Raw genomic sequence first — 15,839 nt, forward strand, 5'->3', positions numbered from 1 at the left:
CGCTCAGGCGACCTGGCCGCTGTGCAGGTGGGTGTAGGCCCCGCCGCGGCGCAGGAGTTCCTCGTGCGTCCCGGTCTCCAGGATGCGCCCGTCGCCCATCACCACGATCCGGTCGGCGCCCCGCACGGTGGACAGCCGGTGCGCCACGACGAACGTGGTGCGGCCGTGCAGCAGCCGGGCCAGCGCCTCCTGGACCAGGGCCTCGGAGCGGGTGTCCAGGGCCGAGGTCGCCTCGTCCAGGATCAGCACCCTCGGGTCGCGGATCAGGGCGCGGGCGATGGCGAGGCGCTGGCGCTGCCCGCCGGAGAGCCGGGCGCCACGTTCACCGACCAGGGTGTCGAGGCCCTGCGGCAGCCGGTCGACGAACTCCAGCGCGTTGGCGTCCCGCAGCGCCGCCCGCACCGTCTCCTCGTCGGCGTCGTCCATGCCGTACGCCACGTTCTCCCGGATCGTGCCGTCGAAGAGGATCGACTCCTGCGGCACCACCGAGACGAAGCGCCGATAGGTGCGCAGGTCCAGGGTGTTCATGTCGGTGCCGTCGAGCAGCAGCCGGCCCGTGGTCGGGCGGATGAAGCCGATGACGAGGTTGAGCACGGTGGACTTGCCCGCGCCGGACGCGCCGACCAGTGCGACGGTCTCCCCCGGTACGACGTCCAGGGTGAAGTCACGGACGGCGGGCCGGCCGCTGTCGTCGTAGGCGTGGCCGACGTTCTCGAAGGCGACCGCGCCGCACAGCGAGGTCAGTTCGGTCTTGCCGTCGTTGTCCTCCAGCTCGGGCGCCTGGAGCACCTCGCCGACCGAGCGCACCGACTCCAGGCCCTTGGTGATGACCGGGGCCAGACTCGCCAGCGTCGTCGTGGAGTTGGTGAGCGTGGTCAGGAAGGCGCTGAGCATGACGACGTCGCCCGCCGTGACGCCCCAGACGCCGTAGTACGACACCAGTGCCGCGCCGGCCAGGACGAGTACGCCGACCACGTTGAGGACCACCCAGGCCAGCGAGCCGAAGCGGCCGTTGACGAGGTCGAGGCGCAGGCCGGAGGTGAGCAGCCGGCGCAGGGTGCCGTCCATGCGGCGCAGCGCCTTGCCCTCCAGGCCGTGGGCGCGGGTGACCGGGATCAGGCGGGTCATCTCCGAGACACGGGAGGAGAGGGTCTCGACCTCGTGCCGGAAGTGCTCGTTGTGGGTGCGCAGCCGTGCCCGCAGCCGGGCCACGACCAGCGCCGCGGCGGGCACGACGACCACGAAGACGGGCACGAACTCCGGTGTGCGGACGGCGATGATGACGAGTCCGCCGACGAGGACGGTGATGGCGCCGAGCCCGGTCTCGGCGGTCTGCTGCACCATCTGCTCGACCGTCTCCACGTCCCGGACGACCTTGGCCTGCAGGACTCCGGCGCTGACCCGCGAGTGGTAGCCGATGGACAGCTGCTGCATACGGGTGCACAGCGCGGAGCGCAGAGCGGTGCCCATGCGGCGGACGCTGCCGTACAGGAGGCGTACGTACAGCACGTGCAGCGGGTAGTTGACCAGCAGGATGAACAGGATGATCCCGGTGCTCAGCCACAGCCGCTCGACCGGCGCGTGCTGGACGACGGTGTCGATGATGGACGCGGTGATCAGCGGCAGCAGCCAGACCGGGCTGTGCTTGACGGTGAACACGCCGACCGCCGCGATCAGTCGGCGGCGGTCGGCGCGGAACAGATACACGAGGGTGCGTATCGGGTGTTCGTCGCGGTAGCGGTGGTCGAGGGGTCTTTCCGACGACGACGCCATCGGCGGGGGTCCTCCGGAGGAAGTGTCAGACGGCGTCGAGCTGGTCGAGTTCCTCGGCCGAGAGCTCGAGTTCCGTCGCGGCGAGGGAGTCGAGGATGGTCTCCGGGCGGCTGGAGCCCGGAATCGGTACGACCACCGGGGACTTGGCGAGCATCCAGGCCAGGCAGACCCGCTGCGGGCTCACCCCGTGGGCCTCGGCGATCCGGGCGAACGGCGCGTAGGAGGAGCCGAGTTCGCTCGCGCGGGAGATCCCGCCGAGCGGGCTCCAGGGCAGGAAGGCGATGCCCAGCTCATCGCAGAGTTCCAGCTCCGGCTCGCTGGAGCGGAAGGCCGGGGAGAACTGGTTCTGCACGGAGACCAGTCGCCCGCCGAGGATCTCCTGGGCCTGCCGGATCTGGTCGGGGTTGGCGTTGGAGATGCCCGCCAGCCGGATCTTGCCCTCGTCGAGCAGGTCCCGGATCGCGCCGACGGACTCGGCGTACGGGACGCGCGGGTCGGGCCGGTGGAACTGGTAGAGCCCGATGGCCTCCACGCCGAGCCGGCGCAGGGACGCCTCGCAGGCCTCCTTGAGGTGGCGGGGGCTGCCGTCGAGGGTCCAGCTGCCGTCGCCGGGGCGCAGATGGCCGCCCTTGGTGGCGACCAGGACGTCCCCGCCGCGGTCGTCGGAGGCGAGGGCCTTGGCGATCAGGGTCTCGTTGTGGCCGACTTCGTGGGCGTCACGGTGGTAGGCGTCCGCGGTGTCGATCAGCGTCACGCCGGCGTCGAGCGCGGCGTGGATGGTGGCGAGGGAGCGTGCCTCGTCCGGCCGTCCCTCGATGGACATGGGCATTCCGCCCAGACCGATCGCGCTGACCTCGACGTCACCGATACGACGGGTGTGCATGTGCTCGTGTCCTCTTTCGGCTTTCCGGCTTCCGGCTTTACGGCTTTCGACTGTCGCACTTCCAGCCTGACTCTCCGCTCGGCCGGAGGTCCAATAGAGGAAAGAGAACGCATTCAGCAGCCGCGCAACTGAATCGTCCGGCGTGCGGAAAGGGCTTGCCCGAGCGGCGGGTCGGTGTGCGACGCTCACCCTCGATCGATCGCGACGAGAGGCGGCGGCATGCGCATCGGACTCCTCGGAACCGGCCCCTGGGCGGCGATGGCTCACGCCCCCGCGCTGGACGAGCACCCGGAGCTGGACTTCGTGGGTGTGTGGGGTCGCCGTCCGGACGCGGCGAAGGCGCTCGCCGACCGGTACGGCGTGCGGGCATACGACGACGTCGACGCGCTGTTCGCCGACGTGGACGCGGTGGCGGTGGCGCTGCCTCCGGGTGTTCAGGCGGACCTGGCGGCGCGTGCGGCGCGGGCGGGGTGCCATCTGCTGCTGGACAAGCCGCTCGCGACCACGGTCGAGCAGGGGCGGGCCGTGGTCGACGCGGCGCGGGAGGCAGGTGTCGCGTCGGTGGTCTTCTTCACCACGCGTTTCGTCACCGAGACCGCGGCCTGGATCACCGAACAGGCGGGCGTGGACGGCTGGTTCACGGCACGGGCGCAGTGGCTCGGTGCCCTGTTCGGGCACGACAGCGACAGTCCGTTCGCGGATTCGCCGTGGCGGCAGGAGAAGGGCGCGCTGTGGGACGTGGGCCCACATGCGCTGTCCGTGCTGCTGCCGGTCCTGGGCGAGGTCCGCCGGGTGGCGGCCGCGGTGCCCGGTCCCGGGGACACGGTGCAGCTCGTCCTCGACCACACCGGCGGCGCGTCGAGTTCGCTCACCCTCAGCCTGTCGGCACCGGCCGCGGCGGCGGGCGCCGGCGTCGAACTCCGGGGCGAGTCGGGGGTGACGGTGCTGCCGGAGGGCACCGACAACGCGGTCACGGCCCTGGTCCACGCGGCCGACGCCCTCCTCACCGCCGTACACACCGGGAAGCCACACCCGTGCGACGCGTCCTTCGCCCTGCGGGTCACCGAGATCCTGGTGGAGGCCGAGACGCTGCTGGAGTCCGGCGCCCGCTGACAGCACGCCGGAGCCCGCCCCTACTCCTCCTCGAACGGCTCGTCGCTCCACCGGAACCAGGCCCGGTCGCCCTCGATGTGCAGCAGGAACTCGGGGACCGGGCCGTCCGGAGAGGAGAGGGAGACGCTGCGTCTGATCTCCGCGTACGCCGCCTCCCACTCCTCCCAGTCGTCGTCCCGCTCCATGAGGACGAGTTCGCGGGCGAACAGGTCGCGCACGGCGTCGTAGCCGGGGTGTGCGGTGAAGCGGCCGGACAGCCAGGGGAAGTCGGCATCGTCGATCAGGATGTCGCCGACCGCCGCCTCACCGCTGTGCACCCGCCAGGTCTCGCCCAGGAACGCCATGGCGCCAGCATGCCGGTCGGCACTGACAGCGCGGCCTACTCGGTGCGCGGGGGCTCGAAGTTGATGCGTTCTCGCTCGATCGGGTATCCGGCCTTGGCGAAGTTCGCCGCCATCGGGAAGTTCCCCCGGTCGGTCGCCGCGGACACGAACTCCGCGCCCTGGTCGGCCAGGAAGTGGGTGCACTCCGCCAGCAGGTCGTAGGCGTAGCCGTGTCCGCGTTGGTCGGGCAGCACGCCGATGAAGCCGACGCACGGGCCGGACGGGTTGTGTGCCGGGATGTGGATGCCCACGGGCTCGCCCGCGCGTGTGTACGCGATCTGCCACCACTCCCGTGGCGACGGGCACCAGTGGAAGAAGTCGAGCTCCTCCTGGGCGGCCTGGTCGAGGCCGCCTTCCTTGATGGCCTTGAGGGCGTGCGCGTCCAGCGTGGCGGAGTGGATGCGGCGCAGCGCGTCGAAGAACACCGCGTCGTCCGGTTCGGCCCGGAAGTCGAGCCGTCCTGGCCGCTCGGGCAGCCCGCACTCCGGCGTCCACCGGTACAGGAACCGCTCGACGAGCAGTTCGTAGCCGGCCGCCCGCGCGGCGCCGAACCGGGTCTCGGCGGCGGCCCGTTGCCGCGTGTCCTCGCGCCAGCCGGCCGGCAGGGTCAGTTCGAGTTCGACCTGCCAGGGTGCGCTGCGCAGGAGTTCGGCGCCCGCCTCCTCCTCGCCCTCGGCCACGTCGAACCAGTTGACGTTGAGGGGCTCGGCGTCGTCGGGGCCGCCCCACCAGGCGCCGCGGGCGACGACGGTGCCGTCGCGCAGGGCCACCCGCTTCCACTCGGGGCGGTGCCGGGTGCGCCGGTGGCCGGCCCGGGCGTCGAGCGGGTCGGGCATGTCGTCGAAAAGGTGGGCGTCGCTCTCGTCGAGCGCGCGGATGACCGGATCGGTCACGGGTTCCTCCGGGATGCGTACTGCGTGGAGCGCTCCCGGGTCAGGTCGGTCGAGACACGCCGGGGGCAACGGACAGGGAGCGCTGGGTGGTTGTGGTTCGCACGGCACTCGCCTCCTTCCGCCGGTCTCGGGGCGTGGCCCCACACGCTACGGGCCTGTCGTGAGCACGTCCAGCGAATATCCGGGGCCGTTTCTCACGCCCGGGTGACCGGCCGCTCGACGGCCTCCGCCGCCTGTTCCGACTCCCCCTCGGCGTCGATGTGCGGCAGCATCCGGTCCAGCCACCTCGGCGTCCACCAGGCGTGCCGTCCGAGCAGCGTCATGACCGCCGGGACCATCAGCAGGCGCACCACGGTCGCGTCGATCAACACGCTCACGGCGAGGCCCAGTCCGAGCATCTTGACCACGATGTTGTCGCTGACGATGAAGGCGGCGAAGACGCTCACCATGATCAGTGCCGCGCAGGTGATGACCCGTGCGGTGATCTCCAGGGCGTGCGCGACCGAGGCCTTGGCGTCCCCGGTGCGCAGCCAGGACTCGTGGACGCGGGAGAGCAGGAAGATCTCGTAGTCCATGCTCAGTCCGAAGATGATCGCGAACATCATCATCGGCACATAGCTCTCGATGGGCACCTTGCCGGAGACGCCCAGGGCGGGCCCGCCCCAGCCCCATTGGAAGACGGCGACGACGACGCCGTAGGAGGCGGCGATGGACAGGACGTTGAGGACGGCCGCCTTGACCGCGACGAGCAGGCCGCGGAAGACGGCGAGGATGATCAGGAAGGCCAGGGCGACGACGACGCCGATGATCAGGGGCAGCCGGCCGGCGACGATGTCGCGGAAGTCGACCTGCGCGGCCGTCGTGCCGGTGACGTATCCCTTGGCGTCCGTGCCGGAGACGGCGGCGGGGAGGGTGTGGTCGATCAGACGGTTCGTCAGGCCGGTGGTCTCGGCGCTCTGCGGGGACTGCCGGGAGTAGACGGTGCCGATCAGGACGTCGCCGTCCTTGGTGGGCGTCAGCGGCGTCACCGTGGCGGCGCCCGCCACGCCGTCGAGGGTCTTCTGCGCCTGGTCGGAGAGGGTGGAGCGCTGGGCGGAGGGCACGGTGGTCTGGTCGATGACGACGGTGAGCGGGCCGTTGGAGCCGGGGCCGAACGCGTCGGTCATCAGGTCGTAGGCCCGCCGGTCGGTGAAGGAGGTGGGGTCGGCACCGTCTCCGATGTGGCCGAGCTGGATGGAGAACACCGGAATGGCGAGGACGATCACGGTCGCGACGCCCGCGGCCAGGTACCGCCAGGGCCGTCGCTCGACGCGCTGGGCATAGCGGTGCCAGGTGCCCTGGGGCTGGGCGCCCGGCACGGCGTCGGTCTCGGCGACGGGTCGGCGCACTCGGTAGCGGTCGATACGTGTGCCGATCAGCCCCAGCAGCGCCGGGACCAGGGTCAGGGCGCCCGCGACCGCCGATACCACCGTGACGGCGGCGGCGAGGCCGAGTTTGCCGATGAAGGACACGCCGGACGCGGACAGGCCGGCCAGCGCGATGATCACGGTGCAGCCGGAGACGAGGACGGCCCGGCCGCTGGTGGCGGTGGCGTGGCCCGCGGCGCGCACCGGGTCGGCGCCGTCCATGAGGTTCTGGCGGTGACGGGTGATCAGGAACAGGGCGTAGTCGATGCCGACGCCGAGCCCGATCATCGTGGCGAGGGTGGGTGAGACGGTCGCGAAGGTGAACGCGGCGGCGAGCAGCCCGAGGCAGGCGAGCCCGCCGACCGCGCTGAGCAGTGCGGTCAGCAGGGGCAGTCCGGCGGCGATGACACTGCCGAAGCCGACCAGCAGGACGACGACGGCGACCGCGAAGCCGATGAGTTCGCTGACCCGGTCGTCGGCGGCGGGCCGGGCGAGTTCACCGAGCGGTCCGCCGTATTCGGCCTGTGCGCCGGCCGAGCGCAGCGGCTGCACCGCCTTGTCGACGCCGTTCAGGTAGCCGTCGCCCAGGGTCGAGGGCTGGGTGTCGAAGCGGACCGTGATGTAGGCGGTCTTCCCGTCGGAGGACAGGGGCCCGACCTTCGAGGCGGGGGCGGACAGCGGGTTCTGCGCGGACAGGACGTGCGGCAGTTTCTGCAGGTCACCGACCGTGGTGGACATCTGCGAACTCAGTGCGGTCAGGGACTGCCGGCCGTCGTGCAGGACGATCTGGCTGCTGTAGCCGCCCGCGGCCGGATCATGTCGTTTCAGGACATCCAGGCCCTGCTGGGACTGCACGCCGGGCAGCGAGAAGTTGTCCGAGTAGTCCCCGCCGAAGGACCGGTTGAGGGCCTGCAGCGCCACCAGGGCGATCAGCCAGCCGACGATCACGATCACGAAGTGGCGGGCGCACCATTGCCCCAGCCGTCGCAGAGCCCCTCCGGTGACGGTGCCCGCTCCCCCTGTGCCGGTGCGGGTGGCTGCCATGGCCTTCTCCAGGATCGCTGTCTCCCATTACACGCCCGTGCGATCGCTCCGGCATCTCGGGCCGTGGCCGGTTTCCGACGCCCTCCGGATGCACGCCGGGCTCCCGCGATGAATGGTGATAGGGGACCCGGACGACAGCTCCGGGGCCGAAGAAGCGATCCGGAGCCGAGGAGCACAGATCATGCCGACGTCACAGCCCGACGCGTCCGGGTCGTCCGAGGACCGCGTCACCCCGGACGACCTGCTTCACACCCGTACCGGCACCGAGGTCTCTCCGGAGGACCTCGTGCTCGCGACCGGCAGGGACATCACCCCGCACAATCTGGAATGGGCCAGGCACAAGCTGGAGACCGAGGGCCCGGCGGCGATGGAGAAGCTGCTGCCCTAGCTCCCGCCGGAGTCCGCCGGGTCGGGCTCCAGGCACAGCACCGGGACCCGCTGGACGAGGTTGTTGGCGAAGCCGCCCCGGTTCCAGTGCTGGTCGAGGGGCTGGGTGTGGCCCTCGGCGTCGGTGGCCCGTGCGCTGAGTACGTGCTCGCCCGGGTCCGCCGTCCAGTCGTACCGCCACCGCCGCCAGGCCCAGGGCCGCCCACCGTCGGGCTCCAGCTCGGCCTCGTGCCAGGTGCGTCCGGCGTCCGTGCTGACCTCGGCCCGCGTCACCGGTGCCCGTCCCGACCAGGCGCGCCCCTGAAGCGGCACCGGACCGGGCCGTACCACACGGGCCCGGGACATGAAGTCCGGGAAGCCGGGCGGGATCAGCAGGGCGCGCGGTGCGATCCGGGTGACCGGCTCACCCTCCTCGCCGGACTCCTGCCGCAGCCGGTAGGCGACGGCCTGCTGGAAGCCGGTGAACGGGGCGTCGGCGACGGTGACTTCGCGCAGCCACTTCACATGCGCCATGCCGTACCAGCCCGGTACGACCAGCCGCAGCGGATACCCGTGCTGCGGGGGCAGCGGGCCGCCGTTCATCTCGTACGCCACCAGTACCTCGGGCTCGGCGCCGGTGGCCACGGCGACGGGCAGGGAGCGCTGGTAGTCCTGCTCCACCCCGCGTTCCACGCCGTGGTCGGCGCCGGTGAAGACCACGTCGACGGCGTCGGCCGCCACCCCGGCCTCGGCGAGCAGCAGCCGCAGGGGTACGCCGGTCCACTCGGCGGTGCCGACGGCCTCGACGAGCCAGGGCTGGCTGACCGGGCGGGGGGTGAGCAGGGCCCGGCCGTTGCCCGCGCACTCCAGGGTGACGCGGGCGGTGGCCCGGGGCATCGCCCGCAGTTCGGCGAGGCCGAGCTCCAGCGGGCGGCGGACACGGCCTGCGACGGCCAGCCGCCAGGGGGTGTCCTCGGGGACGTACGGGATGTCGTAGTGGGTCAGTACGTAGTGCAGGCCCGGCGGTGTGACGTCGTAGCGCAGCGCCTCCAGGGGCAGACCGTGGTTGCGGGTGGCCAGCGCCAGTTCGTCCCGGCCGATGCCCTCGTCGGGGGCGGCCAGCCGGGCGGGGGCGCTCGTGTCACCGAGTCGATGGCCCATGGGCGCATTATCACGCCGTACGCCCGGCCCGGCACGTCCTCGGACCGCGGCCACAACTGTCCGCCGGCCGAGGAGAGTTCCGATCGATCAGCGGACGGTCGTTGCCGGTTCGCCCTTTCGAAGAGGGCCGTCGGGCTGACAGACTCCGGAGGGTGCCCGACTTCGACATGCTCGTCATCGGATCCGGCCCGGGCGGCCAGAAAGCCGCCATCGCCGCGGCCAAGCTCGGCCGCCGGGTCGCCGTCGTCGACCGCCCCGACATGGTCGGCGGGGTCTCCATCCACACCGGAACCATCCCCTCCAAGACCCTGCGCGAGGCGGTGCTGTACCTGACCGGTCTCACCCAGCGCGATCTGTACGGCCAGAGCTACCGGCTCAAGGACGACATCACGGTCGCCGACCTGACCGCGCGCACCCAGCACGTGGTCAGCCGCGAGGTGGACGTCATCCGCAGCCAGCTCTCCCGCAACCACGTCTCCCTGTTCGCCGGCACCGGCCGCTTCGTCGACGCGCACACCGTCGCGCTGCGCGAGGTCACCGGCCACGAGCGGCTGCTGAGCGCGGAGAACATCATCATCGCGACCGGCACCCGGCCGGCCCGCCCGGACAGCGTCGAGTTCGACGGCCGTACGATCATGGACTCCGACAACGTCCTCGACCTCGAACACGTGCCGCGTTCCATGGTCATCGTCGGTGCCGGGGTGATCGGCATGGAGTACGCGTCCATGTTCGCCGCGCTCGGCAGCAAGGTGACGGTGGTGGAACGGCGGGCCGGGATGCTCGACATGTGCGACATCGAGGTCATCGAGGCGCTCAAGTACCACCTGCGGGACCTCGCCGTGACCTTCCGGTTCGGCGAGACCGTCGCCGCGGTCGAGCGGCACCCCCGGGGCACGCTCACCGTCCTGGAGAGCGGCAAGAAGATACCGGCCGACGCGGTGATGTACTCGGCGGGCCGACAGGGCCTCACCGACGAACTCGACCTGGGGAAGGCGGGGTTGACGGCCGACCGGCGCGGCCGGATCACCGTCGACGAGCACTACCGCACCGAGGTGCCGCACATCTACGCCGTCGGCGACGTCATCGGCTTCCCGGCGCTGGCCGCGACCTCCATGGAGCAGGGGCGGGCGGCGGCCTACCACGCCTGCGGTGAGCCGGTGGGGCAGATGCAGAACCTTCAGCCCATCGGCATCTACACCATCCCCGAGATCAGCTTCGTCGGCCGGACCGAGGACCAGCTCACCGAGGAGAGCGTGCCGTTCGAGGTCGGGGTCTCCCGCTACCGGGAACTGGCCCGCGGCCAGATCATCGGCGACTCGCACGGCATGCTGAAGCTGCTGGTCTCCTCCGAGGACCGCACCCTGCTCGGCGTGCACTGCTTCGGCAGCGGCGCCACCGAGCTGATCCACATCGGCCAGACCGTGATGGGCTGCGGCGGCACGGTCGACTACCTGGTCGACGCCGTCTTCAACTACCCGACGCTGGCGGAGTCCTACAAGGTCGCCGCCCTCGACGCGACCAACAAGCTCCGGCAGATCGACCACATCGGGGACTGACGGAGGACGTCAGTCGTGCTCCTGCGGACCGGGCAGGCCGGTCTCGTCGTCGACGACGTGGACGGCCGCCTCCTCGGCGCCGGCGGCACCGCCGTCGATGCCGACGTCGGCGGCGACCGTCTCCTTCGTGGTGTCCGGGTGGGCGCCCTCGTCCGGTGCGACCAGCCGGCCGGCGCGCTCGGTGCCGGCCTCGGGGTCGAGGGGTTCGCCCTCGCCGCCGGGGAGGTCGCCGGTCCCGTCGCCGTCGGGCGGCGTCACGTCCGGCACCTCCTCGTCGAGCCGTTCGTCGAGGCTCTCGCCCTCGCGCTGCTCGGCGGCCGTGGTGCCGTGCCGGGTGACGCCCAGCGGCTTCTCGGGCGGGGAGTAGCCCTCGTCGAGGGTCTCGTCGTAGGTCCGCTCGCCGACGGCGTCCTGGAGATCCAACGGTGCGGCGTCCTCCTGCTCCTCGTTGGTCCCGACCGGCTGGTAGGCGTCGTCGGCCATCGGTTCGGAGTCCGTGTGTTCGCTGTGCATGGGTGCCTCCCTGGGTCGCTGCGGCAGGCCGCTTCTGTACGGTGTCCCGATCCGCGTTTCCCGTTGCGCGCCGGCCAACCCCGGGTGCCCCGGGCGGCGCGGAGGTTACCCCCTGGTCAATCTTGAAACGTCAATGAGTAGGGCTATCATCACTCGCACACACGGCGTGACCGAACGACGACCCAGGCAGCCGTGCGCTCTCCACCACCCCGTTCATTCGCTGCCCCTGATCTGATCCGAGGCCAACCCTCCATGGTCCGGGGCGAGTTCGTCACCCGTGCAAGACGGAAAGCAGCGCAACCATGAGCAACAACAGGGGCAGAGGGCTTCAGGCCAATGCCCTCGGTACGTTCGACACCGTGGTGATGGCCGTCGCGGGCAGCGCCCCGGCGTACTCGATCGCCGCCACCACGGCGGTCCTCGTCGGCGCGGTGGGGCTGGCGAGCCCGGCCGCGCTCCTGTACTGCGCGATACCCATGCTGGGCATCGCGCTGGCGTTCAGCTACCTCGGCCGCATCGACGTGAACGCGGGCGCCAGTTACTCCTGGGTGGGCCGCACGCTCCACCCCTTCCTCGGTTTCATCAGCGGCTGGGCACTGGTCATCTCGGCGACCATCTTCATGGTGGCGGGCTCGCTGCCGGCCGGTTCGATGACGCTGGCCCTGTTCGACGACGGTCTCGCCGACAACACCGCGCTGTCCACGGTGGTCGGCGCCGGCTGGTTCGTCGTCATGCTGCTCGTCGTGCTGGGCGGCGCCCGGCTCACCGTCCGCGCGCAGCTCGTGATGTCCGGCATCGAGCTCGCCATCCTGGCGCTCTTCGCGGTGCTGGCCTTCTTCCACACCGGCAACGCCCGCGCCTTCGACTGGTCCTGGCTCGGCTTCTCCCACTTCGACGGCATGGCGGGCTTCGCCTCCGGCGCGCTGGTCGCCGCGTTCTACTACTGGGGCTGGGACGTCACCAGCAACCTGAGCGAGGAGACCCGCAACAGCCGCCGTACGACGGGACTCGCGGGGCTGATCGGGGTGGGCATCGTCTTCCTGCTCTTCGAGGTGTTCACCATCGCGGTGAACGTGATCCTCTCCTCGAAGCAGATCGACGAGAACGACGCCAACGTGCTGGGTGTGCTGGGCGAGGAGGTCTGGCCGGGGGTGGGCGGCAAGCTGCTGATCGTGGCGGTGATGCTGTCGACCATCGCCACCCTGGAGACCACGCTGATCCAGGTGACGCGCTCGCTGTTCGCGATGGGCCGGGACCGCACGATGCCGTCCGCGCTGGGCCGGGTGCACCGCACCTGGAACACGCCGTGGGTGGCGATCGCCGTGGTGGGCGGGGTGGCGCTGGCGATGTTCATCGCCTCCAACGCCCTTGGTTCGGTGGGTGACATCCTCTCCGACGCGATCTCGGCGATCGGCCTGCAGATCGCCGTGTACTACGGACTCGCCGGGCTCGCGGTGGTCGTCGCGTACCGCAAGATGCTGCTGAAGTCGCCGGGCAACTTCCTGCTCGGCGGTCTGTGGCCGCTGTTCGGCGCCGTGTTCATGTTCTGGATCTTCTTCGAGTCGCTGGGCGAGCTGGACACCGCGGCGATCGCCATCGGCATCGGCGGACTCGCCGTCGGCCTGGTGCCGATGCTCTGGTACTGGCGGCAGGGCAGCGACTACTACCGGCCGGCCCGCCTGGACGCCACCCGTACCGTCGAGGCCGAGTACGTCTTCGACGACCACCCGGCACCCGACACCCGTGCCCACGAAGGTCTCTCCACCGACTTCTGAGGGAGACCGCGATGGCGCGAGACCGCTTCGCCCCCGACTTCGACCCCGACTGCGGGGACGCGGCCCTCACGGACGCCTCCCACGACATCGTCATCGGCCGCTGGCAGGGCCTTCGGGACCTGCTGCGGACGACCGGCCCGGACTGGCTCGCGCGCGGCCACCGGGTGCGGCTGCTCGCCCAGGCCTGCGCGGGCAGTTCGACGGCGGAGACCTGGCTGGCCGCCGAACCGCACAGCGCCGACGCACTGGTGCTGCGGGCAGCGACCGAGACGGCACGGGCGTTCAACCTGGCCATCGCCGCGGGCCGGGGCATGCCGATCGACCAGCACCGCATCGACGCCGCGGTGACGGCCTGTCTGCAGGCCGCGGAGGCCTACCTGGACGATCCGACGCCGTGGATCTCGCTGATCTCGGTGGCCCGGCTGTATCCGCAGGGGGTGCGCCGGCAGGAACTGGCGCGCTGGTGGGACGAGTTGCACCAGCGCGACCCGTACAGCGTGGAGGGACATCTGCAGGTCCTGCACTACTACTCGGCGCGCTGGCACGGCACGCACGGCCTGATGTACGACTTCGCGCGCGACGCGGCCGGCGTGGCGCCCCAGGGCTGTGCGCTGCCGGTCCTGGTGCAGTACGCGCGGGTGGAGGAGTACCGCTACGCCCTCGACACCGCGCAGGGCAGCCAGTCCGCGGTGGGTCTCGGGCAGCACTGGAACCACGACGGCGCGGTCGGCGACGTACGCCGCACCTGGCAGCGCTGGATCATGGGCCGCCCGGACAGCGCCATCGCCCCCGGCGAGCTGCGGGACCTCAACTACCTTGCGCACGCGGCCTGCAACGCGGGTGTCGCGGACATCGCCACGGCGCTGCTGCGGATGCTCGGCCGGCGGGCCACCCGGACCCCCTGGTCGTACACGGGGGATCCGGCCCAGCAGTTCCTCAAGTGGCGCAAGCAGCTGCGCCTGCGCAGCTGAGCGGGGCGCGGCTCCAGGGTCACGGGGTGGCGCCGGGCCCGTCCGGGCGGGCGCGGCGCTGCTCGACCATCTCGCGGCTCAGCTCCTCCGTCTCGGGTTCGGGCAGCCGCTCGAAGCCGTCCTCGGTGATCACCGAGACGATGGGGAAGATACGGCGGTTGATGTCCGGCCCGCCGGTCGCGGAGTCGTCGTCCGCCGCGTCGTACAGCGCCTGGAGCGCGGCCAGCGCCGCCTCGCGCCGGTCCATGCCCGGGCGGAAGAGCTTCTTCAACGCGCCCCGGGCGTACGGGGATCCGGAGCCGTCGGCGTGGAAGTCCGACTTCTCGTACAGCCCGCCGGCCACGTCGAAGCTGAAGATGCGTCCCCTGCGGCCCTCCGGCGCGGCGGGGTCGTAACCGGCGAGGAGCGGTACCACGGCGAGGCCCTGCATGGCCTGGCCGAGGTTCTGCCGGATCATGCCGGCGAGGCGGTTGGCCTTCGCCCGGAGGGTCATCGGGATGCCCTCGATCTTCTCGAAGTGCGTGAGCTCGACCTGGAACAGCTTCACCATGTCCAGGGCGAGGCCGACGGATCCGGCGAAGGCGACGGCGGTGTGGTCGTCCGCGGGGTGCACCTTCTCCAGGTCGCGCTGGGCGATCAGGTTGCCCATGGTGGCGCGGCGGTCCCCGGCGATCAGCACGCCGTCCCGGTAGGCGAGGGCGAGCACGGTGGTGCCGTGCGGGAACCGGCCGGGTTCGGCCCGCACGCCGTCCGGGAAGGGACTGCGGGTGGGCAGCAGCTCCGGGCGGTGGGCCGCCAGGAACTCGGTGAAGGACGTGGTGCCCGGCGTGAAGAACTCCTCCCCCAGCCGGCCCTCGCTGTCGCTCGCCGCCATGCCTCTCCCCCTCCTGCTCGCACCGGTACTCCGACTCCTACCTGAACCGGGGGCACGGGAAACGCCCGGACCGCTCACAGCGCCTTGCGCCGGACGAGCACTCCGAGCACCAACAGGCCCGGCAGCAGCGGCAGCCACACGGTCAGGAGCCGGTAGCCGAGGACCACGGAGGCGGCCGCGGCGCCGGGCGCTCCCGCGACGGTCAGGGCGAGGGCCAGGGCGGCGTCGAGGGAGCCGAGGCCGCCGGGGGTGGGCAGCAGGGCGGCCGCGCTGCTGGCGGCGAGGTAGAGCAGGGTGACGCGTTCCGGGGCCAGCGGCAGGGCGACGGCGCGGGTGACGGCGATCAGCACCAGGGAGTGGAGCGCGACGAAGGCCAGCGATCCGCCCCACAGCGCCGGCGCCCGCCCCCGGCGCACATGGACGGCCCGGATGTCGGCGAGCACCGCCGCGAGGGCCCGGCGGCAACGCGGCCACAGCACGACGCCCGGCAGGAGGAGGACGACCGCGACCCCGGCCGCCACCGCTGCCCCGGACAGCCGCGGCAGCCGTAGCAGACCGGGGCAGGCCGCGGTGAGTACGGCGATCAGGGTCGCGCGGACGACGACACCGGCCGTGGCCTTGACCGCGAGGGCGGTCGCCGAGCGGGCGGGCGTGAGCCCGCAGCGCATCAGGAAGCGCAGGTTGACCGCGCCCGCGCCGAGGCCCGCGGGCAGCATGTGGTTGGCAGCCGTGGCGGCGAACTGGGCGGCCAGCAGCCGTCCCGGGGGCAGTCGCCGGGTCACCGCGCCCTGCTGGGCGAGGGCCGCGCAGAACCAGGTCCCGGCGGCCGCCGTGGCGGCCAGCAGCAGCCAGCCGTGGTCGGCGAGGGCGAGCCGGACGGCGCCGGTGTGCAGGACGGGCCAGTGCCGCCGGACGAGCCAGACCGCGCCCACGAGACCGGCGAGCGTGAGCGCCGCCTGCCAGCAGGCCCGTCGGCGCGGACCGGGCTGCCGTGCCGCCGGCACCACGTCGGCCATGGTCCACCCCTTGCCGTGAGGGCTGCTGCCGTGGAGACCGCGACACCCCGCGAACAGAGGACGCGAACCGGCTGAAACACGGACAAGCTAACCCGGCTCGCGGAGGCGTGCC

14 protein-coding genes are annotated in these 15,839 nt (G+C 71.9%); 5 read left to right on the top strand and 9 right to left on the bottom strand.

Translation table 11 applies throughout. The features are described from left to right. Positions 1–3 precede the first annotated feature (3 nt). Positions 4–1,773, bottom strand: a complete 1,770-nt coding sequence (locus tag MQP27_RS23260; RefSeq protein WP_242767273.1) for an ABC transporter ATP-binding protein — start codon at positions 1,771–1,773, stop codon at positions 4–6. A gap of 25 nt (positions 1,774–1,798) precedes the next feature. Beyond that, positions 1,799–2,656 (bottom strand): aldo/keto reductase, encoded by an 858-nt coding sequence (locus MQP27_RS23265; protein ID WP_242767274.1) that lies wholly within the window; start codon positions 2,654–2,656, stop codon positions 1,799–1,801. Positions 2,657–2,875: 219 nt separating this feature from the next. On the opposite strand from MQP27_RS23265, the gene MQP27_RS23270 reads away from it, so the two are divergent. Continuing rightward, positions 2,876–3,769, top strand: a complete 894-nt coding sequence (locus MQP27_RS23270) for a Gfo/Idh/MocA family protein (RefSeq protein WP_242767275.1) — start codon at positions 2,876–2,878, stop codon at positions 3,767–3,769. 20 nt (positions 3,770–3,789) lie between these two features. Here the strand turns inward: MQP27_RS23270 and MQP27_RS23275 are convergent, their stop codons facing one another. The 3 genes from MQP27_RS23275 to MQP27_RS23285 form a co-directional block, all read right to left on the bottom strand. Next, a complete protein-coding gene (locus MQP27_RS23275) occupies positions 3,790–4,113 on the bottom strand; it encodes a hypothetical protein (protein WP_242767276.1) in 324 nt (107 codons plus the stop codon). A 35-nt stretch (positions 4,114–4,148) separates the two neighbouring features. After that, a complete protein-coding gene (locus MQP27_RS23280; RefSeq protein WP_242767277.1) occupies positions 4,149–5,045 on the bottom strand; it encodes a GNAT family N-acetyltransferase in 897 nt (298 codons plus the stop codon). A gap of 194 nt (positions 5,046–5,239) precedes the next feature. Beyond that, positions 5,240–7,495 (bottom strand): MMPL family transporter, encoded by a 2,256-nt coding sequence (locus MQP27_RS23285; RefSeq protein ID WP_242767278.1) that lies wholly within the window; start codon positions 7,493–7,495, stop codon positions 5,240–5,242. Positions 7,496–7,676: 181 nt separating this feature from the next. Here MQP27_RS23285 and MQP27_RS23290 point away from each other — a divergent pair, with 181 nt between their 5' ends. Further along, positions 7,677–7,883 (top strand): hypothetical protein, encoded by a 207-nt coding sequence (locus MQP27_RS23290; protein WP_242767279.1) that lies wholly within the window; start codon positions 7,677–7,679, stop codon positions 7,881–7,883. Here MQP27_RS23290 and MQP27_RS23295 read toward each other — a convergent pair. After that, positions 7,880–9,022 (bottom strand): sulfite oxidase, encoded by a 1,143-nt coding sequence (locus MQP27_RS23295; protein WP_242767280.1) that lies wholly within the window; start codon positions 9,020–9,022, stop codon positions 7,880–7,882. The two genes, MQP27_RS23290 and MQP27_RS23295, sit on opposite strands and share 4 nt — an antisense overlap. 152 nt (positions 9,023–9,174) lie before the next feature. On the opposite strand from MQP27_RS23295, the gene sthA reads away from it, so the two are divergent. After that, positions 9,175–10,578: a Si-specific NAD(P)(+) transhydrogenase gene (sthA, locus tag MQP27_RS23300; protein ID WP_242767281.1), complete on the top strand. Its 1,404-nt coding sequence runs from the start codon at positions 9,175–9,177 to the stop codon at positions 10,576–10,578. A 9-nt stretch (positions 10,579–10,587) separates the two neighbouring features. On the opposite strand, the gene MQP27_RS23305 is transcribed toward sthA, so the two are convergent. After that, on the bottom strand, positions 10,588–11,091 hold the full coding sequence (locus MQP27_RS23305; RefSeq protein WP_242767282.1) for a DUF5709 domain-containing protein: 504 nt from the start codon (positions 11,089–11,091) through the stop codon (positions 10,588–10,590). A gap of 302 nt (positions 11,092–11,393) precedes the next feature. Here MQP27_RS23305 and MQP27_RS23310 point away from each other — a divergent pair, with 302 nt between their 5' ends. Continuing rightward, entirely contained in the window at positions 11,394–12,866 is a 1,473-nt protein-coding gene (locus tag MQP27_RS23310) for an APC family permease (RefSeq protein WP_242767283.1), read from the top strand. A gap of 11 nt (positions 12,867–12,877) precedes the next feature. Next, entirely contained in the window at positions 12,878–13,837 is a 960-nt protein-coding gene (locus tag MQP27_RS23315) for a hypothetical protein (RefSeq protein WP_242767284.1), read from the top strand. Positions 13,838–13,856: 19 nt separating this feature from the next. Here MQP27_RS23315 and prcB read toward each other — a convergent pair whose 3' ends face one another. Beyond that, on the bottom strand, positions 13,857–14,711 hold the full coding sequence (prcB, locus tag MQP27_RS23320) for a proteasome subunit beta (protein WP_242767285.1): 855 nt from the start codon (positions 14,709–14,711) through the stop codon (positions 13,857–13,859). A 74-nt stretch (positions 14,712–14,785) separates the two neighbouring features. Continuing rightward, on the bottom strand, positions 14,786–15,727 hold the full coding sequence (locus MQP27_RS23325; protein ID WP_242767286.1) for a lysylphosphatidylglycerol synthase domain-containing protein: 942 nt from the start codon (positions 15,725–15,727) through the stop codon (positions 14,786–14,788). Between the last annotated feature and the right edge of the window lie 112 nt (positions 15,728–15,839).

It is taken from the genome of Streptomyces cylindrosporus, assembly GCF_022698165.1.
Classification (GTDB): Bacteria; Actinomycetota; Actinomycetes; order Streptomycetales; family Streptomycetaceae; genus Streptomyces; species Streptomyces cylindrosporus.